Origin of the sequence: Duncaniella sp. B8, from assembly GCF_005304985.1 — a bacterium.
GTDB lineage: Bacteria > Bacteroidota > Bacteroidia > Bacteroidales > Muribaculaceae > Duncaniella > Duncaniella muris.
On the sequence record NZ_CP040121.1, the window covers coordinates 2634584 to 2655108 of the forward strand.

Here is a 20525-nt window from a genome sequence, read left to right on the forward strand (position 1 = left end):
AAAGAGACATACCTTGATTGATAAGGAGACTTTTGGAAATCAGACTGCACTGTTTCATACTTTTGGATGCAAACTGAATTTCGCCGAGACTTCCACGGTGGCGCGCATCTTTGCCTCCCGTGGGATTCAGCGTGTCCATGATGGTGACAGGCCTGATTTTATAGTGGTCAATTCATGCAGTGTCACCGAGATCGCCGACAAGAAATGCCGTCAGGCGATACGGTCGTTCGCACGCCGCTATCCTGAGGCTAAGATCGTGGTGACCGGGTGCTATGCCCAGCTCAAGCCGGGCGAGGTCGCGTCGCTTCCCGGTGTGGCTGTTGTGGCCGGTACGGATCGCAAACTCGAACTGGCTGATTATCTCGACCGGGTCACCGGCGCTTCTTCGGCTGAAGAGGCCGCCACATTTGTCACGCCGACAAAAGAGATACGCTCTTTCAGTCCTTCATGCTCGCGTGGCGACCGCACACGTTATTTTCTGAAGGTGCAGGACGGTTGTGACTACTGGTGTTCCTACTGTACCATCCCTATGGCCCGTGGGCGCAGCCGCTCAGGATCGATTGAGGAGATAGTCGCCCAGGCCCGCGATGTGGCAGCCGAGGGTGGCAAGGAAATTGTCATCACCGGTGTTAATATCGGCGACTTCGGGCGTGGCTCCGGTGAGACTTTCTTTGATCTGTGCAAGGCTCTTGATGAAGTCGAAGGAATAGAGCGCTATCGCATTTCCTCGATCGAACCGAATCTGCTTACTGATGAACTGATTGACTTCGTGAGCCGATCAAAGCGCTTCATGCCTCATTTTCATATCCCATTGCAAAACGGCAGCGACGAGGTGTTGCGCCTGATGCGCCGACGCTACGACACGGCGCTTTTCCGCAGCAAGATCGAGCATATACGCCGGGTGATGCCTGATGCGTTTATAGGTGTCGACTTGATTGTGGGCGCGCGCGGAGAGACCGAGGAGCTCTTTGAGGAGTCGAAGGCTTTTGTAGAGTCGCTTGATATCTCTCGCCTGCATGTGTTCACCTACAGCGAGCGTCCCGGCACACGGGCGCTGGAAATAGCCCATGCCGTCAGTCAGGAAGAGAAGCACCGGCGCACTCGTCTGATGCTCGCCGTCTCTGAAAAGAAACTGAAGAATTTCACATCGCGTTTCGTCGGGACAACGCGTCCACTTCTGATAGAGCATCCGCGCCATGACGGCTCGATGGCCGGATTTACTGATAATTATCTGCGTGTCAACATTGCTCCGGCTCCGGAATTGTCAAACACTGTGGCTCCAGTGACGATTCTCGCCATGAACCCTGAAGGAGAAGAGTCGGAAGGGGAGGTTGTAAAATGACTGAAATGACGGTTGCGGCTGAATCAGTCCCGGCCCGTGTGGCCGTTATAATTCTCAACTGGAACGGCGAGAAATTTCTGCGCGCCTATCTTCCGTCGGTGGTGCGCCACACTCCGTCTGCCATAGCGGATGTCTTCGTGGCCGACAACGGATCGACCGATGGCTCCGTTGACTTGCTCAAGCGTGATTTCCCGAATGTTCGCACCATTCTCTTCAGCGAGAACCACGGTTTTGCCGAAGGTTATAATCTCGCCATAAAGGAATTGGCGCCACATTATAAATATAGTGTGCTTCTGAACTCTGATGTCGAGGTCAAGGATGACTGGCTTACACCTATGTTCAACTTCATGGAGTCGCATCCGGAGGCGGGAGCTGTTCAGCCGAAAATTCTGTCACTGACAGAGCCTGAAAAATTTGAATATGCCGGGGCCGCCGGCGGTTTTCTTGACCGCAACGGTTATCCATATTGCCGCGGACGCATATTCGGAACTGTCGAGACCGACTGCGGGCAGTATGACAGCCCTATTCAGGTCGATTGGGCAAGCGGTGCCGCGCTGATGGTTGACAACAGTCTTTATCTTTCGGTAGGAGGGCTTGACAAGGCGTTCTTTGCCCATATGGAAGAGATTGATCTCTGCTGGCGTATGAGGCTTGCCGGCCGACAATTGTGGGCGGTTCCGTCAGGGGCTGTCTATCATCTGGGAGGCGGGAGTCTGCCGGCTTCTAATCCGCGCAAAACCTATCTGAATTTCCGCAACAATCTGCTGATGCTCCGCAAGAACCTTCCGCGCAGCGGGCGCACGCGCCGTCTGGTGTGGCGCCGCCTGCTTGATACTCTGGCATGGGCCAAGTTCATGGCATGTCTTGATTTCGGCAATGCGCGGGCTGTGGTCAGGGCCCATCGTGATTTCTCACGTATGCAGGCAGTTTATGATACGGATCCACGTGTCGATCTGCTGTCCGGCCGTCCGAACATCCTTCTTGAATATTATCTGCTTCGTCACGACCGCTTTTCAGATTTCTGAAAAGATATCCCTTACACGGATTATCATATCTGTGGCTGTCTGATCAGGGCGGATCGGGACAATCGTGCCATACCGCTGTTTCAGCCAGTATTCATCTGTCTCCAGATTGTCAGGCTCGTCATTGTGGAACTTGCCCGTCAGCCAGTAGAACGGAGTGCCGTGGGGAGTGGCGTAGGTGGCATATTCCTCAGTCCACCGTCCTTTGGCCGCGCGCACAACTTTGATGCCTTTCGGAGTGCAGCGGGTGGGGAAGTTCACGTTCAGGCAAATCCCCTCAGGCAGTCCTTCGGCAAGCACTTTGGCGGTTATCTCTTTAATGAAAGGTGTCAGTGGATCGAAATCGGCTCCGGGCGAATGGTCAAGCAGCGAATAGCCTATCGAGGGTATTCCAAGCAGACAACCTTCCATTGCGGCTCCCATTGTTCCGGAATATATATTGTTGACAGCGGCGTTTGATCCGTGGTTGATACCGGAAAGAATCAGATCGGGCCTGCGGTCAAGCACAGCAAACATGGCGAGCTTCACGCAGTCAACCGGTGTGCCGTTGGCGCTCATCATGCGGGCGCCTTCAAGCGGCTGATGTTCGTTGATGAAGAGAGGCGTGTTTACGCTGATAGCTGATGACTTGCCTGACTGCGCGCTGTCAGGGGCCACGACCACAACATCGCCTAATGTCACCGCTATGCGTGTGAGATGGGCTATTCCGCGTGACCCGATTCCGTCATCATTGGTTATGAGTATAAGGGGGCGTTCTGCTTTCATGAATCAGTGATTTTTGGACAAAATTACAGAAAAATGCCAACTAATCATGCGCTCAATTGTTAAAATTTTAGTACTTTTGACCTCCCGAAGGTCATGGTGGCCTTTGTTGAATGAAATCATCAATTCAAAAAAATAAACGTTATGCAGATACAACGCATCCAGACCGTCTATATCTTCCTCGCGCTTGTAGCGATGATGATATTTGTGATTGTGCCCTATGGGGAAGTAGATTATCTTTCCGGTCAGCCGGTTGTCACTGAGAAACTCTACACCATGTATGAGTATGGGCTTCTGATACCGGCAGCCGCAGCCGTAATACTGCTTATTGTAGACATATTTCTTTTCCGCAATCTGCCGCTGCAGCGGACGGTGCTTACCATCAGCCTGCTTCTGACTCTATGCTGCATCGCAGTGGTCTGCTTCATACTCTTCAAGCAGGCGGGAGCCGAGGAAATGGATGCCCATTTCTCAGTCTGGGATATTCTTCTTCCTGTAGCCGTCATATTCGAGATTCTCGGTCTCGGCGGAATATCAAAAGATGTCAAACTGCTCAATTCCTACAACCGTCTTCGTTGATTGGCGCTATAATGCTCTTGTAGAGAAGAGTATTCAGTCTTTGGGGACCGCATAGACAATTCGTCTCCGCAAAGAAGCGGAGGCGAATTTTTTTGTCGTAGAAATTTGTATCTGGAAAAATTAAATACTATCTTTGCCGAAGAATCAATTGATATTAATCGGTATTTTCTAACCCTTTAGCCTTATTTGGCAATCCTTTTATCTCCGTAATTCAAACTGACTGACGGCTTGCATCTTGGCCGCTCTGAATGTTGATTCTGTCTGTAAAATTGCAACACATTTCTATTGTTTGTTTAATGAGAAAATTGTTTGTATGCTACGTCTTGCTACTGCTGGCTCCGGTGATGGCCGCGAGTAGTGCCGGGTCGCTCCCATCTACAGAAGAGGGGCTGCTTGATCTGCTTGACCGTGAGTTGATAAGACGTGACGGCTATATAAGAAAGCGCATCGCTTCGGCCGATTCGCTTAATAAACTGATCGCCTCACAATCGGAGAGAAGAACGGAACTTTATCTGGACCTTGGCACTATGGTGGCTCCTATCAACTGCGACTCGGCGATTTCGGTTTTCAACCGTGGTCTTGAAGTGGCCCGTAATGTCGGCGATTCGGTCAGCGCGCAGCGTTTTTTGATTCTCAGCGCTTCTGAATTGCGCAAATTCGGCGCTACCCCTGATGCTCTTAATGCTCTTAAAAATGTCAATGAAAACGGCATTTTCCCGGAAAACCGTTTGCTCTATTATGAAACCGCCCGTGATCTTAATCTTTACATAGCTGAAATACTTGAAAGCAGCGAGGTTGCCAGATCTTATCTTAAAGAAGGCATGAATTTTGCCGAAAAGCAGCTTGAGCTATTGCCGCCAGACACTCCGTCAGCACAGATTGCCCAGTCTATCATATATTATGCCAAAGGTCAGCGTCCGCTGTCAGCAGGTTCTCTTCACAACCTTGCCACAGACCTTGATATGTCAGATCCGGATTTCTCATTGGCTATGACGATGCTTGGCGGTCAGTATTACTATCTCGGTTCATTACATGAAGCTGTACGCTACTGGTCGCTTGCGGCTATCTCCGAGGTGCGTAACGGCGATCTCAAAGGTTCGGCGATGGCTCGCCTCGGACGTGCGCTATATGATCTCGGTGATCTTGAAAGGGCCTACAAATATCTGTCTATATCGCTCGAAAATTCTGTCAGGGCAGGTGATATGTCAAACACTGTGTTCGTCTCTGAGTCCATGATACCGGTATCTCAGGCTTTGAGTTCGCTCTCTCACAGGCGTATGCTGATGATGTTCGGGCTGATCGTGACGCTTTCGGTGGTTATATTGCTTTTAGGTAACTTCTATCGGCACAGAAAACGGCGAGTAAAAGAGCTTGAGCAGGTCAAGCGCCAGCTTGCTAACGCCAATATGATAAAGGAAGCCTATATATCGGAGTTTATCAATCTCTGTTCGAGCTATATGGGTAGTCTTGAGGACTTCACCCGCATGTGCCGGCGCAAGATTACTGCCGGTCAGACTGACGACCTTCTGAAATATATGAAAGAAGGCCGGTTCATGGACGAACAGCGTGAAAAGTTTGATGAGATTTTCGATGAGACCTTCCTTGCCATCTATCCCGACTTTATCACAGGTCTCAATCATCTGTTGCTCCCCGATAAACAGATAGTGCTGAGTTCGCCTAATGTGCTATCTACGGAACTGCGTGTGTTGGCCTTCATGCGCTTGGGGGTCGATGACACCGCAAGAATAGCGCACTTTCTCGGTGTGTCAACAAACACCATATATACCTATCGCAATAAATTCAGGAATATGGCCGTCGAGCGAGAGACTTTTGACTCTGATGTTATGCAGATCGGGGTCATGAAGTAGGCCTGAAAAATGGGGAGTTCTGGCTCTTTGCCGTTTAGATCGAATTTAGATTTATCAATCAATGCTTTATATTTAAAGCATTGATTGATAAATTATTATTGCTTATATTCTGTTTTGATAATTTAGATTTTGCACCGATACTATTGACTGCGGGTGAAAAACGCCCTATCTTTGCGTTATACTTATGACAACCGGGTGATTCCGGTTAAGAATATTGGATTATAGATTATATCAATAGAGATCATACTTACGAATGAAGAAAATGATTTAGGTAATAAAAGATTTGTTTTACGTTAGGTTTTTAGAATTATTTTACACTACGTTAGATTCTGTAGAGAGAGCGGTCTTCGTGAAGAAGACAGCTCTTTTTTTGTGCCCTTGCCTGATGCCTTCGGCCGTATCCGGGATGGTAAATCGGTGTCCTCAGCCGGACACCATATTGGGGGGATGTCTTTTATCCCCCCGACACCTACGCGCTGTGCGCTGCGGTGTCGGGGGCTACGAGTAAATCGGTGTCCTGCGGACACCCGCTGCCCGCTTGGCTGTTCGTGGCGGAAAATCGGTGCCCTCATCCGGATACTCGCTGCCTGCGTTGCCGTCCGGGATGGTGTTGGATGCCTGCTGCCCGTGGGGCTGTTCGTGGTGGGTTCTGTCGGATACCGGCTGTTACGGCGGTGCTGAATGGGCGTCCGGAGGACGCTGATTTACTCGTAGCCCGTGACACCGTAACGCACGTGAAGGTGTCACGGGCTATTGCGTTTCCCGCAGCATGGTGTCCGGTTGAGGACACCGATTTACCATCACGCCACGTGAGGCATTGACCGGATACTTGCCGTCTGTGTTTTGTGCAAAGGTGATGTTTTGTTATATCCGGGCGTTTAAATGTTATTTTGCAGTTTAGATCAGAATATTTGTTAGTGGGATATAAATGACTTATAGTCAGATTTGTTTGGATAATTCGATTAAGATCGAATTTTGATTATTACATAGCGGTATATAGGAGGGACGCATGATGCGCTATCTTTGCAATGTGTAAAATTTAATCAGTTTATGGATTGCAGGAAATGGTTTCTGCGACATAAAATATTCCAATAGATATAGAGTCAATCGACAGACAGAAAAACAAGAAAGCCGCTTCGTGATGAAGCGGCTTTCTGCTTGATATGAAATGGGGAATCTGTAGAATCACATCCAATTTACTTCACGAGCACCTTGCTGACCTGGCTGCCCTGACGGCGAACATAGATGCCTGGGGTCAGATTGTCAGCATTCACGCGCACACCCTGGAGGTTGTAGAATTCAACGGGAGCGTTTGAATTGTCAACAGTGATATCGGTGATGCCGCTGGTTACGGGATTTGTTGTGAATGTCACGTAGATCGGGGTTCCTTCTTCGTTGAGCGGAGAGTTAGTCCAGATAACATCAATAGTCATGTCTGCAACATCTCCGGTGATTGTGCCTTTGATTGTTACATCTGCTAAGATCATGTCACTCATCAGTTTCAGATCTTTTGTTACGCCTGAAAAAGTCTTGACGCCATCTTTCTCGGTTACGGTAACATTTTCTACAACAATATCGCCTAACTGCATTGCGCCATCGCCATCGCCGAGCGCGAAGTTGGGAAGTTTGAAGGTACAAGTATTTTCGCCGGTGGGGATAATTTCGATTGTCGCAGCAGAGTTTTTGGCTAATGTGCCCTCAGGGTCATCAGGATTCAGGTCTTTGCAGTAAATGTTGATATACCCTTCGTGTGTTTCCGGTTTGGTCGGGTAAACGAGTTTTACATCATCAACAATCAGAGATGTGCCTTGTTTAACTGCAGTTGCACCTCCGAAATAATTGCCTGCTGCAAGGACAACATTTATCATTTCAGGGGTAGCATCGGACTTATAGTCAAATTTAGCAGAGAATTTTTTCCATCCGTTATTATCTTCACTTATGGTTGTGGTCTCGTCTTCAATTTCAACATTTATCACAGCGATAAGCTCTGCGTCATCAGAGGGTGTAACCGCTCCACCAAGAGAACTGGACATATCTAAGCCGAGCACACAGCGGTCACGGTCAACCATGTTGGCGGTTTTAGGACTGCCAAAAGATACAATATTCCCAGGTACAGCTTTTTGTGTCCAGTGGCCTTTCCAAAGGTAGGCTACGACTGTGGCTTTTTCGCCGTCTGTGCCAGTATGTTTGTACATGAATTCCAGGCTTTCCGGACGACCTGAGAATTCGATGCCGCCAAATGATCCACCATCATTTTTGTTTCCCATTACAGATGTAGACCAAGTTTTGCCTAATGTTATATATCCCGGTACGGTTTGGGTGGACAGAAGTGAATTAGGGCTGTTTTTCAATTCAACAGCAGTAGCGCTATTATAGCCTTCTGTTTTAAAACCGACTTCAGTTTTGCCAAAACCACTGACTCCGATAACTTGCGAAATGCACCATCCGGAAGGAGTTGAGCCTATATCTTTAGAATTCCCATTGCTTGTCCAAGGAATGCAGTTAACCCACTCTTCTTCGAACCCGCTGTTAGGCAGTTGCTGCTGGGCTGTGGCGTTGAGCCCCATAGCTCCCATCAGCAGGGCGCTATACATTGATTTGTAAAGAAATTTCATAATTTAAGTTTATGTAAATGATTGGTTAGTTACCGTTATTGTAATCACAACAATGTCTGCGGTTCCTTTTTGTGTGTATAAGGAAACTCGTGGTGATTTATAATATTTGGTTTGACCGATTCAGATAGACATAGCCAATGTCTATAAAATCGCAAAATTTCGGGGCAAAGTTACGGATAATTTGCGGTTTTTAAGCAAACAGAAGCTAAAAAATGTTGCTGGAATTTATCTAATTGTTGCAGATTGAGCATAATAGAGCAATTTTTGCGCCGATGTGGAGAATCGCTGATTTATTTGGCGGTCGGAAAAACAGATCAAAAATCGCCCGAATTTGCGGTGAGATTACAGCGTAGATGAAAAAAATGCCGGCGAAACCATCGGATTTCTGTCGATTTGCGTAATTTTGTAACTTGAAAGCAAATATAGTAATTGAATCACAATATGAAAATTTTTCGCCTGATGCAGGTGATGACAGTGTTCTTTTCCACAGTGTGGCTGTCATCATGTATCGAGAACGAACCGCTCAATGCCGAGTGTGACATTGTGTCAGCTTCCCTGCCGGAAGAACTGCTTGTGCGCCCGGCTGAGATTGTAGACCGCAAGGATGTACATTCGGTCACCTTTATAGTAAAGAATTTTGTAGATGTGACGGCGCTTGCGCCTGAATTTGAGATCACTCCGGGTGCGACGATCGACCCTGCGAGCGGCACGATGCGCGACTTCTCCGATCCGCAGGAGTATACAGTCACATCCGAAGACGGCCAGTGGTCAAAGACTTATACGGTCATTGCCAAGCATGACGATCCGATAGCGCTGAAATACAGTTTCGAGAATGCGCGCGTGGTTCCGGCCAACTCCCAGGGTGGTATGTGTGATGAATTTGTGGAACTTTCTCCGACTGATCCCAATGTGCCGAATATGGTGTGGGCGAGCGGAAATCAAGGCTTCGGACTGACCAACGGCAAGAAAGGGCCGGAGACATATCCGACATTTCAGGCTGACAACGGTGTGGTTGGCCGTTGTGCCGGACTGGTGACCCGCTCTACAGGAACGTTTGGCGCTATGGTGGGTATGCCTCTGGCTGCAGGCAATCTGTTTATAGGTAAGTTCGATATGACCAATGCTGTCAACAAGCCCTTGGAAGCAACCCAGTTCGGTACCTCGTTCTATTATGTGCCTATCGGCCTGCGTGGCTACTATCGCTATGCTCCGGGGGAAAAATTCATGAAGCTTGTTGACCGTAAGCTTGTGGAAGTTCCCGGCCGCATTGATGAATGTGACATCTATGCAGTGTTCTACGAACGCACTGCCGATATGGAGTATCTTGATGGCAACAATGTGCTGTCTGACGACAATCCCAACATCATAGCCGTGGCACGTCTTGATGAAGATCAGCGCAAGGGGGCTGCTGACTGGACTCATTTTGATGTAGAATTCAAATATCGTCCTGACAAGAGTCTTGATCCTGAAAAACTTGAAAACGGGGTCTATGCACTGGCTGTGGTGATGACATCGAGCATCGAGGGTGCGAAATTCTCAGGAGCTATAGGCAGCGCTCTGTTTGTAGATGAGCTTGAAGTAGTCTGCCTCTAATCTATAAAATGAAAATAGAACAATGAATATCAAACGTTATATAATAGGTGCCTTGGCGATGGCTTTCGGCTTTGTTGGCGCTACGGCTCAGGTTGACCGTTCGCTGGCAGTCATCAAGGCGATGCTCCACGGGTTTGAATATGAGGTCTATGCCGGAACAAACATCGGGGGAGCTTCTCCTCTGCCTCTCCCTGCCGAAATCCGTGAAATTAATTCATACAGTCCGGAACTTAATCTGCAAATAGGTGCCACTGTTACAAAGTGGATGGATGTGCAGAAGAAGTGGGGTCTCTCTCTGGGTGTGCGTCTTGAAACCAAAGGTATGGAAACCAAGGCTGCGGTGAAGAACTATGGTATGGCCATCATTCAGGACGGCGCTACTGTCAGCGGCCGCTGGACCGGCATGGTGCAGACCCGCTATCACTCGCAGCAGTTAGTGTTTCCGCTGACAGCCGTATTCAAGGCCCACAAGCGCCTTAAGGTTCACGCCGGGCCATATGTGGCCTTTGCGTTCAGCAATGATTTTGACGGATATGTCTATGACGGCTATCTCCGTGAAGGCGATCCGACCGGCCCGAAGATCTCGTTTGAGGGCGACTCGCGTGCCAACTATGATTTCGGTGACAATCTGCGCCATTTCCAGTGGGGTATGCAGGGCGGCGTGACATGGACTGCCTATAAGCATCTGCTTGTCAATGCCAATCTCGCCTGGGGTTGCAATGACATTTTCGAATCGTCGTTCAAGACGGTGACATTCAATCTCTATCCGATATATCTCAATGTAGGTTTCGGTTATCTCTTCTGATAGCCGAAACTTCGAGGTTTTAAGCAACCTCTTAAACTGACTATAACAGACAGCGCCTGCAAGGCTGCGATACAGATTTTTTTCTGTCCGCGCATCTTGCAGGCGCTGTCTGTTCGGGTTTATGCGGAAGCCTGGCGGCTCAGGGCTTTAGGACTACGCCGGTACCTTTCAGTCCGTTGACGCCGATGGCGAGCGGGGTGTCGAAGGTGACTATGCGTATGAAGTCGCTTTCGTAGACCGCAGGCTGAGAGTTGAGAAAGTCAACGTCGTAGAGCGCGGTGACCGGTTCGCCTTCCTTGCGCCGGGCATTGGTGTCTATAGTGAAATAAGCCACGCCGAAAGAAGTGAGGTTCTGGAAGAAGTGTGTGCCCTGGCTGGGCTCTATGCGGTAGCTCGGCAGTGATGACTCCACTATCAGGCGGGCTGCCGAGATTGCCGGCCATTTCACCGGAATGCCGAGCGAAGTGTCTGACGAGCCCCATCGGCCGGGCCCGATGAGCACGTAGCGCTCTTCGCGGTTGAGGAAGTCGCGGTTTATCTTCTCGATCTCGCGGGCAATGAGCGAGTTGTTGGATGACGAAAACTTCTCCGGGCGGACATAGACCACCGTCTTCACGCCTTCGATGTTGCCATGACCGAGAGCTGTGCCTGACTTCAGCAGAAGTCTTTCATCAGGAGTGGCCATAAGGGCTTCGTCAACGGTTTCCTTGCGGTCGACTATCGGGCGGATCTGGAGCCAGTAGAGGCGGCCCTTGTTTTTGGCTCCCGGACCGATCATCTTAGAGTCGGGCCCGATGATGCCCGCGAACTCTATCTCGACCGGACGTTGCATTTCTTTCTGTCCGGTGGTGAGCATGAAGTCTACGGCTTCGGCAAGCGGGTAGACCTTGTGCTTGAGCACATTGTTGAAGGTCACAACCTTGCGGCCTTCTCCTGAGTCGGAGTCGCGGATCACGTTGTCGCGGAAGTCGAAAGTCGACACCATGTATCTTAGAGCCCCCTTTTCGGCGAGGTCCTGAACGCGGACTTTGGCCACGTTGTAGCCGTCGTCGACAATGAGGTTGCTGTCAGACTGGGCCGATTTCATGTCGAGGGCATACATGCGTGTCTGTGTGTCGCGCAGGGCGAGGGAGAGTTCGGAGGTCTGGAGCACGTTGTCGGGGTGGCGCGGGGAGAAGCGCAGAGAGAGACCGCCGTCAACGATGTATTTCCCCAGGCCGACGGCAATTTCGGCCACTCCGTCTTCGGGCTTTTCATCGTTGAGAGGGTAGTAGTTGAGAGAGCGGCCCACGCCGGAGAATGACGGGAAGTAGTAGCCGTCGACCTCTTTGCCGACCACTTCCTGAAGGATCACGGCCATCTTTTCCTGGTCGATGATGTTGGAGGTGGCTGTCATGTAAGCCTTGGAGTCGGCGTAGAACACCGAGGCATAGACACCCTTGATGGCGTCGGTGACCATTTTGAGCATACGCTGCGGGTCGGAGCTTTTGGGCACCATGTAGGTGGAGTAGATTCCGGCGAAGGGCTGGTAGTGGGAGTCTTCGAGAAGGCTGGAACTTCGGACCGCTATCGGGGTGTCGACCACCTCGAAGAGTGCGAGAAGATCGTCTTTGATTCTGCGCGGAAGCTTGCCTTCGAGGAAGTGGCGGAGGATTTCTTCGTCAGGCGCATCGCTGAGGGCTATGGGGTAGAGGCGGTTCGACTCCATGAACTCATCGAAAATGTCGGTGCAGAGCACAACGGTGCGCGGAATGGTTATTGATATGCCGTCGAAATTGTCGCAGATCGGATTTTTTTTGATGATCGAGTCGATAAAGGCCAGGCCACGGCCTTTTCCTCCGAGCGAACCCTGGCCGATGCGGGCGAAGTTGGAGTAGTGGTCGAAGCGGTCTTTCTGGAAGATGGCCACGACTCCGCGGTTTTTCATCTTGCGATATTTTACAATCAGGTCGAAGAACAGCTGGCGCACCTGCGGGGCATCTTTCAGGTCGCGGAAGCGGTGGTGTTTGATCACCTCTGCAATCGGGAACATGGCGCGCGAGTAGAGCCAGCGCGAGATGTCGTTGAACGAGGCATGCCAATAGAGGGCCTCGGCGGGGATGTTGAAGATGTTTTTCTGCAGGTCTTTCAGCGATTTGATGCGGAAGATCTCTTCGCCAGTTTCGGGATTGCGGATCACGAAGTCGCCGAAGCCGAAGTTGTTGATGATGGCCTTGCCGAGGTCTACGGGAAATTTTTTTGAGTTCTTGTCGATGAACGTGCCGCCGAGCTCGATTACGTCATGGGCGTTTTCGTTTTCGGAACTTTCGATGATCATCGGCAGGTAGGGGTCGCGTGAGCGTAGCTCTTTGGCAAGGCGTATTCCGGCTTTCGGGTCTTTTTTTCCCTCGCGCATGAAAGAGACGTCGCTGATCACTCCGAGTATATGGTTGCTGTAACGCTCGTAGAGAGTGATGGCTTCCTCGTAGTCACGGGCGAGCATCACTTTTGGGCGTCCGCGCATACGCAGCATCTGTTCGTGTTCGTTCAGAGCCTCGGTGGAGAATTCGCGTGACTGTTTGAGGATGAATTTATAGACGATGGGGAGAACCGACGAGTAGAATCTGACGGAGTCTTCCACCAGGAGTATCATCTGCACGCCCACACCGTTGATGTCGGCATCGGCGTTCATCTTGTCTTCGAGCAGTTTTATGATGGCCAGGAGCAGATCGACATTGCCGAGCCATGAAAAGACATAGTCAATGCCTGAGAAATCTTCGTTGGCCAGACGGCGTGACACCTCTTTGGAGAACGGTGTCAGCACGATTATCGGCATGTCGGGGTAGGCCTCGCGTATGCGTCGCGCTCCGGAGAAAGTCTCACTGACATCGTTGCCGGGCATCATGATCACAAGATCGAAACTTTTGACCTTCATGATCTCCATTGCTTCAGTGGAGTTGAGTGCGCGCGTGACTCGCGGGGGAGAGGAAAGGTTGAGGGCTGTGTATTCAAAATAGAGCTGTTCTTCGACGCGTCCGTCTTCTTCCATCATGAAAGCATCGTAGGCCGAAGCAATCAGGAGCACGTTGAAAATGCGCTTCTGCATCAGATTCTGAAAGGCGGTGTCTTTAAAATAGAGCTGGCTCAGAGCGTCGTCGGTCATCGTCGGTATAAATAAGGGAGGTTATGTGTAGTATATAATATATAATGTAATATATAATAAGGTGGTGTATCCATTCGCAAAGATAGTAAAAAATGGCGACCTGCATCATGTATTGTGTAAGAAAGTGAAAAATAAGACAAGTAATGGCCTAAAAGGAGCTATTTAAAATAAAAATATGGTTTTAGCATAAAAAATGTGTGAAAAAAGCTTGCGTTTGTAGCAAAATGCTTACCTTTGCATTGATTTCTCAATTTAACTTGGGATAGTAGTTTGAATTATGACCTCACGCTCAAAGAAAGACAGAGAGTTGATAAGCTTCACTAAGATGCATGGCATCGGCAACGACTACATCTACATCAACTGCATGGAGTCGGTGCCTGATCGGCTCCCCGAACTTGCCGAGGAAATGAGTGATCGCCATTTCGGTGTAGGTGGAGATGGAATAGTTTTGATCTGCCCCTCTGACAAAGCCGACTTCAGAATGAGGATGTTTAACAACGACGGATCGGAGGCCCGCATGTGTGGGAATGCCTCCCGTTGCATCGCCAAGTACGTCCACGATCACAAACTCACAGATAAAACCTGCATAAGCCTTGAAACCCTTTCCGGGATCAAGGTTTTGTCGCTTAATATGAGCCCCTCCGGAGAGGTTGAGAGTGTGACCGTCGATATGGGGGAGCCGGAACTCAATGCCGGGCTTGTGCCGGTGAGAAGCACTACCGAAAAGATGGTCGAGGAGCCTGTAGCCACTTCGTGTGGCGAGGTCAGAGTGACGGCTGTCTCTATGGGCAACCCCCACGGAGTCGTTTTTGTAGACCGTATTGAAGATGTCCCCTTTGAAACTCTTGGCCCTGAGCTTGAGAAGCATTCCATGTGGCCTGACCGCGCAAATATAGAATTCCTGCAGATAATCTCTCCGTCAGAGGCCCGTATGCGGGTGTGGGAGAGAGGTACAGGCGAGACTCTTGCCTGCGGAACCGGGGCATGTGCCTCGGCAGTGGCTGCGGCTCTTACCGGACGCTGTGGCCGTGAAGTTACAATTCACCTGCGTGGCGGCGATCTGCACATCAGGTGGGCAAACAACGGACATGTCATGATGACCGGCGGTGCCACTGAAGTATTCGAAGGAAATTATTACCGACAACGTTGACAAAAAGCTGACTGTACGCTGTGACGTGAACGTGTTTCCGCGGATGCAGTGGATATCAGGAGAAGAACCGAAAATCTTTTCCGGGTACTTTCGTTTTTTTGATGAAAAATTATAGGTAGATACAATATAAAGTAAAACAGATGTTTAGAATCAACGATAATTTCACCAAACTTCCTGCGTCATATCTTTTCAGTGAGGTGGCCCGCAGGGTAAATGCTTATTCCGAAAGCCATCCCGGCGCAGACATAATACGCATGGGCATCGGTGATGTGACCCGTCCGCTGTGTCAGGCAGCTGTCGAGGCGCTCCATAAAGCGGTGGACGATGAGGCGGCAGGCGAAACTTTTCACGGATATGGTCCTGAGCAGGGCTATTCGTTTCTTGCCGAAAAAATCGCACGTTATGATTATCGCGAACGAGGCATAGAAATAGACACCGATGAGATCTTTGTCAGTGACGGAGCCAAAAGCGACACCGGAAATATTGGCGATATCCTCTCGACGGCCAATCGTGTGGCTGTAACCGATCCTGTCTATCCTGTTTATGTTGATACGAACGTAATGGGAGGCCGCGCCGGGGATCTTGGAGCCGACGGCCGCTGGACTGAGATCGAATATCTGCCCTGTACGGCTGAAAACGGTTTTGTGCCCGCCCTCCCGGTCAACAATCCCGATGTGATATATCTCTGCTATCCGAACAATCCTACCGGAACCACTCTGACCCGCCGCCAGCTGAAAGCGTGGGTTGATTATTGCCGTGAACATGGCGCTCTGCTGCTGTTCGACGCAGCCTATGAGGCTTTCATTCGCGAAGAAGATGTGGCGCATTCAATATATGAAATAGAAGGAGCCAGAGAGGTGGCCATCGAATTCCGCAGTTTTTCCAAGACCGCGGGCTTTACCGGCATCCGTCTCGGTTACACCGTGGTGCCGAAAGAGCTCATGGGGCTGGATGAGAAAGGAAACAAGATCGCGCTTAACGGTCTCTGGCGTCGCCGTCAGACCACCAAATTCAACGGTGCAAGTTACCTTACCCAGCGCGCGGCCGAAGCTCTCTATACAGAAAAGGGTCAGCGTCAGGTCAAAGAAACCATTGACTACTATCTCGAAAATGCCCGCATGCTCCGCGAAGGGCTCGCAGAGGCCGGCTATGAGGCGGTAGGAGGAATCAATTCGCCATATATATGGCTCAAAACGCCCGGAACAATGACTTCATGGGAGTTTTTTGATTACCTGCTCGACCGTTACCACATTGTCGGGACTCCCGGCAGCGGATTCGGACCTTCAGGCGAGGGCTATTTCAGGCTGACCGCTTTCAACACTCACGAAAATACACGCCGGTGCATCGAACGCCTCGGCGCGACCGATAGAAAATAAAGATCACGATTTATAAATACTTAACACAACGTGCAACTATGTCAAGTTTAAGATTCAAGGTAGTTGAAGAAGCTTCAAACCGCAAAGCAGTTGAGGTTGACATTCCCAAGGAACGTCCGCAGGAATACTATGCCAGCAAAGTGTTCAACCGCGCAAAAATGTATGAGTATCTTCCTCTGGATACCTACAAGGCGCTGATCAATGCGATTGACAACAAAGAGCCTATCTCACTGGAAGTGGCCGACAGTGTGGCCGAAGGCATGAAGCGCTGGGCGACTGACAACGGTGTGCGCCACTACACACACTGGTTTCAGCCGCTGACAGAGACCACAGCCGAAAAGCATGACGGATTTATCGAGCATGACGGCAAGGGCGGAATCGTAGAGGAATTCTCAGGCAAACTGCTTGTGCAGCAGGAACCTGATGCCTCAAGTTTTCCCAACGGCGGAATCCGTAACACATTCGAGGCCCGCGGTTATTCCGCATGGGACATCTCCTCGCCTGTGTTCATCCTTGACAACACACTCTGTATCCCGACAATTTTTATCTCATACACCGGAGAGTCGCTTGACTATAAGACCCCGCTTCTGCGCGCGCTTTCAGCTGTCGACAAAGCCGGTACAGGCGTGGCCCGCTATTTTGATCCCAACGTACAGCATGTGATCTCGAACCTCGGATGGGAACAGGAGTATTTCCTCGTTGACGAGGCTCTCTATGCCGCCCGTCCCGACCTCGTGATGACCGGCCGCACACTGATGGGCCATGAATCGGCAAAGAATCAGCAGCTTGAAGACCATTATTTCGGAGCTATACCTTCGCGTGTGCAGGCATTCATGCTTGATCTTGAAATCGAAGCTCACAAGCTCGGAATTCCGGCCAAGACCCGCCACAATGAAGTTGCGCCTAACCAGTTTGAGCTTGCTCCCATTTTCGAAGAAACAAACCTGGCCAATGACCACAATATGCTGATCATGTCGGTGATGGCCGAAGTGGCCCGCCGCCATAATTTCCGCATCCTGCTTCACGAAAAGCCGTTTGCCGGAATCAACGGATCAGGCAAACATAACAACTGGAGTCTCGGAACCGATACCGGCACACTGCTTTTCGCTCCCGGAAAGACTCCGATGGAGAACCTCCAGTTCATAACATTCGTGGCTAATGTCATGGCAGCCGTGCACCGTCACAACGCTCTGCTCAAGGCATCTATCATGTCGGCCACAAACTGCCACCGTCTCGGAGCCAATGAAGCGCCACCTGCAATCATCTCGATTTTCACCGGCAGCCAGCTTGCAGAGATACTCAGCAAGATCAAGAATTCAGACAAAGACGAACTGATCGCACTTGCCGGTAAAGAGAAACTTGACCTCGGTGTGGCTCAGATTCCGGAACTTATGATTGACAATACCGACCGCAACCGCACATCACCATTCGCGTTTACCGGAAACCGTTTCGAGTTCCGTGCCGTAGGGTCAAGCGCCAACTGTGCGTCTGCCATGATCGCCCTGAATGCAGCGGTGGCCGAACAGCTTGCCGATTTCAAGCAGAAGGTTGACTCGCGTCTTGCGGCAGGCGAAGGTCTGCAGCATGCGCTCCTTGCCGAGATCAAGGCACTTCTTCTGTATTCCGAAGCCATCCATTTCGATGGCAACGGCTATTCAGACGAATGGAAAGAAGAGGCAGCCCGTCGCGGACTTGACTGCGAGACCAATCCGGCTCTTATCTTCGATGCCTACCTGCGTCCGTCGTCAATCGAAATGTTCCGCAAGACCGGCGTCATGAACCACGTCGAACTTGAGGCTCGCAATGAAGTGAAGTGGGAAATGTACACCAAGAAGATCCAGATTGAAGCCCGTGTGCTCGGAGATCTTGCCATCAACCACATCATACCTGTGGCCACACGCTATCTCTCGATTCTGCTTGACAATATGGTCAAGATCCGCACACTCTTCCCCGGAAACAAGGGCGAGGAACTGTCTTCGCAGGATGCGGCTACTGTAGAGAAGATCATGCACCACTGCTCGATAATCAAAGAAGAGGTTGCAAAGATGGTCAATGCCCGCAAGGATGCCAATCGTATTTCTGAAGAGCGTGAGAAAGCTTTGGCCTACTCGCTTCACGTGTCTCCCTCGCTTGAAGTTATCCGATACCACATCGACAAACTCGAACTTATGGTCGATAATGAAATGTGGCCTCTGCCTAAATACCGCGAACTTCTGTTTATCCGTTGATAAGGTGAGACAAGTATAGAATTACACATTATATCCCTGCGAAATAAAGCTTCTGACACAGCCCTTTCGCAGGGGTATTTCTGTTTGAAATGTGATGTCAAATCATTATCTTTGCAACTTATAAAAATCAATCATATCTCGTCCGGCAAAATGGAGATTCTCAAACATGAGTGTGGCATAGCGATGGTGCGCCTGCTCAAACCATTGGAATATTATAAAGAAAAGTATGGCACCTACGCCTACGGTCTGAACAAGCTCTATCTTCTTATGGAGAAACAGCACAACCGCGGGCAGGAGGGTGCGGGCATCGGGGTTGTCAAGATGCACGCATATCCCGGCAATGAATATGTTTTCCGTGAGAGAGCCCTCGGTAAGGATGCCATTCAGGAGATATTCGAAACTGTCAAGACCAAGATTTCCGCAGTAGGTCTTTCGGGGCATGATCCGGAGTGGGTGGACAGCTACGCTCCTTTTATCGGAGAGATCTACATGGGACATCTGCGGTATTCGACCACAGGCAAAAGCGGTCTTTCGTATTGTCATCCCTTTCTGCGCAGAAACAACTGGCGCTCGCGCAATCTGCTGATGTGCGGAAACTTCAATATGACCAATGTCGATTCCATTTTCAATGGAGTGGTGGCCTGCGGTCAGCATCCGAGAATCTACAGCGACACTGTGGTGCTTCTCGAACAGCTCGGCGATGCGCTTGACAAGGAAAATCACCGGATCTACCGTCAGTATCGCGATTCTCTGTCAGGCCAGAAACTCAGCGTTACCATCGAGGACAATCTTGATATGACCCGCGTTCTGGCTCCTACAGCCCCGCAGTGGGATGGGGGATTCGTTATCTGTGGTGCCACCGGCTCAGGAGATATGTTCGTGTTGCGTGACCGCCACGGCATTCGTCCGGCATTCTACTATCGCGATGACGAAGTGGTGGTAGTGGCATCTGAACGCCCTGTTATCCAGACGGTGTTTGATGTGCCGCGCCGTGCGGTGAGCGAACTGACTCCCGGAAGCGCTATTATTGTCAGCAAAGCCGGGCAGGTTTCGGTGACGGATGTGCTTGGCGAGGCAGAGAACCAGCGTTGCTCGTTTGAGCGCATCTACTTCTCGCGAGGCAGTGACGCAGACATCTATCGTGAGCGCAAGCAGCTTGGCCGAAATGTGGTGCCTGCCATAATGGAAAGCATAGACAATGATCTGGCCCATTCGGTATTCTCGTTTATCCCAAACACGGCTGAAGTTGCTTTCCTCGGTATGGTCGATCAGCTTGACAAGGAGCTGAACATCATTAAAGAGAGGGAGATTCTTGCTGCGCAGGCCGACGGCACTCTTGATCCGAAGCGCCTGAGTGAGATCATGGAGCGAAACCTGCGAGTGGAGAAGGTGGCTATCAAGGATATAAAGCTCCGTACTTTCATTGCCGAAGGCGAAGCCCGTAATGATCTTGCCGCACATGTCTATGATGTGACATATGGAATAGTCGAGAACGGCGTAGACAATCTGGTGGTTATTGATGACAGTATTGTCAGAGGCACAACCCTCAAACAGTCTATTCTTAAGATGCTTGACAGGCTGCATCCACGCAAGATTGTGGTTGTGTCATCCTCGCCACAGGTCCGCTATCCTGACTACTATGGTATCGATATGTCACGTATGGGCGAATTTATCGCATTCCGTGCCGCTGTAGAGCTGCTCAAAGACCGGGGGATGGAAAACGTGCTCCATGAGACCTATGAAAAATGCCGGCAGCAGGAAAAACTTCTGGATATAGAGATGCGCAACTGTGTGAAAGACATCTATGCACCTTTCACTCAGGAAGAGATCTCGCGCAAGATCGTAGAGATGCTGACTGCCGACGGTTCGATAAACGCCGAGGTGGATATTATCTATCAGACGCTCAAAGGACAGCGGGAGGCAATACCGACATGTCCTGGCGACTGGTATTTCTCAGGCGATTATCCCACTCCCGGCGGTGTGCGTCTTGTCAACCGTGCATATGTCAATTTCTATGAAGGCAATGCTGACAAGCGCTGATCT

General features: G+C 50.3%; 13 protein-coding genes. 10 read left to right on the plus strand and 3 right to left on the minus strand.

The genetic code is table 11. From position 1 onward, the window contains the following. The first annotated feature begins 13 nt into the window (after positions 1–13). Together mtaB and FDZ78_RS11145 are read left to right on the plus strand one after the other, a co-directional pair. Positions 14–1342, plus strand: coding sequence for a tRNA (N(6)-L-threonylcarbamoyladenosine(37)-C(2))-methylthiotransferase MtaB (gene mtaB / locus FDZ78_RS11140; protein ID WP_136408567.1), 1329 nt, complete (start codon positions 14–16; stop codon positions 1340–1342). Further along, a complete protein-coding gene (locus tag FDZ78_RS11145) occupies positions 1339–2367 on the plus strand; it encodes a glycosyltransferase family 2 protein (RefSeq protein ID WP_240740263.1) in 1029 nt (342 codons plus the stop codon). Before mtaB ends, FDZ78_RS11145 begins: the two co-directional genes overlap by 4 nt. Here FDZ78_RS11145 and surE read toward each other — a convergent pair. Then, entirely contained in the window at positions 2356–3129 is a 774-nt protein-coding gene (surE, locus tag FDZ78_RS11150; RefSeq protein WP_136408568.1) for a 5'/3'-nucleotidase SurE, read from the minus strand. The two genes, FDZ78_RS11145 and surE, sit on opposite strands and share 12 nt — an antisense overlap. Before the next feature lie 141 nt (positions 3130–3270). On the opposite strand from surE, the gene FDZ78_RS11155 reads away from it, so the two are divergent. Both FDZ78_RS11155 and FDZ78_RS11160 read left to right on the plus strand, forming a co-directional pair. Next, on the plus strand, positions 3271–3705 hold the full coding sequence (locus FDZ78_RS11155; protein WP_107031526.1) for a DUF4293 family protein: 435 nt from the start codon (positions 3271–3273) through the stop codon (positions 3703–3705). A gap of 296 nt (positions 3706–4001) precedes the next feature. After that, on the plus strand, positions 4002–5573 hold the full coding sequence (locus FDZ78_RS11160; RefSeq protein WP_133166496.1) for a DUF6377 domain-containing protein: 1572 nt from the start codon (positions 4002–4004) through the stop codon (positions 5571–5573). 1196 nt (positions 5574–6769) lie between these two features. Here the strand turns inward: FDZ78_RS11160 and FDZ78_RS11165 are convergent. Then, positions 6770–8188, minus strand: a complete 1419-nt coding sequence (locus FDZ78_RS11165) for a calycin-like domain-containing protein (RefSeq protein WP_136408569.1) — start codon at positions 8186–8188, stop codon at positions 6770–6772. 441 nt (positions 8189–8629) lie between these two features. Here FDZ78_RS11165 and FDZ78_RS11170 point away from each other — a divergent pair, with 441 nt between their 5' ends. Both FDZ78_RS11170 and FDZ78_RS11175 read left to right on the plus strand, forming a co-directional pair. Next, positions 8630–9781, plus strand: coding sequence for a PCMD domain-containing protein (locus FDZ78_RS11170; RefSeq protein ID WP_136408570.1), 1152 nt, complete (start codon positions 8630–8632; stop codon positions 9779–9781). A 28-nt stretch (positions 9782–9809) separates the two neighbouring features. Beyond that, complete coding sequence (locus FDZ78_RS11175; protein WP_370291905.1) at positions 9810–10586, plus strand: porin family protein; 777 nt, start codon at positions 9810–9812, stop codon at positions 10584–10586. A 139-nt stretch (positions 10587–10725) separates the two neighbouring features. On the opposite strand, the gene FDZ78_RS11180 is transcribed toward FDZ78_RS11175, so the two are convergent. After that, positions 10726–13728, minus strand: coding sequence for a PEP/pyruvate-binding domain-containing protein (locus tag FDZ78_RS11180; RefSeq protein WP_107031531.1), 3003 nt, complete (start codon positions 13726–13728; stop codon positions 10726–10728). Between the two features lie 277 nt (positions 13729–14005). On the opposite strand from FDZ78_RS11180, the gene dapF reads away from it, so the two are divergent. The 4 genes from dapF (at position 14006) to FDZ78_RS11200 (ending at position 20522) form a co-directional block, all read left to right on the plus strand. After that, positions 14006–14878: a diaminopimelate epimerase gene (gene dapF, locus FDZ78_RS11185; protein ID WP_240597640.1), complete on the plus strand. Its 873-nt coding sequence runs from the start codon at positions 14006–14008 to the stop codon at positions 14876–14878. 140 nt (positions 14879–15018) lie between these two features. After that, positions 15019–16254, plus strand: a complete 1236-nt coding sequence (locus FDZ78_RS11190) for an LL-diaminopimelate aminotransferase (RefSeq protein ID WP_123398700.1) — start codon at positions 15019–15021, stop codon at positions 16252–16254. Positions 16255–16292: 38 nt separating this feature from the next. Further along, the gene (locus FDZ78_RS11195) at positions 16293–18482 is read left to right on the plus strand and encodes a glutamine synthetase III (RefSeq protein ID WP_123398701.1); all 2190 of its coding nucleotides are present in this window, start codon (positions 16293–16295) and stop codon (positions 18480–18482) included. Between the two features lie 150 nt (positions 18483–18632). Next, positions 18633–20522, plus strand: a complete 1890-nt coding sequence (locus FDZ78_RS11200) for an amidophosphoribosyltransferase (RefSeq protein WP_124075530.1) — start codon at positions 18633–18635, stop codon at positions 20520–20522. Positions 20523–20525: the final 3 nt, after the last annotated feature.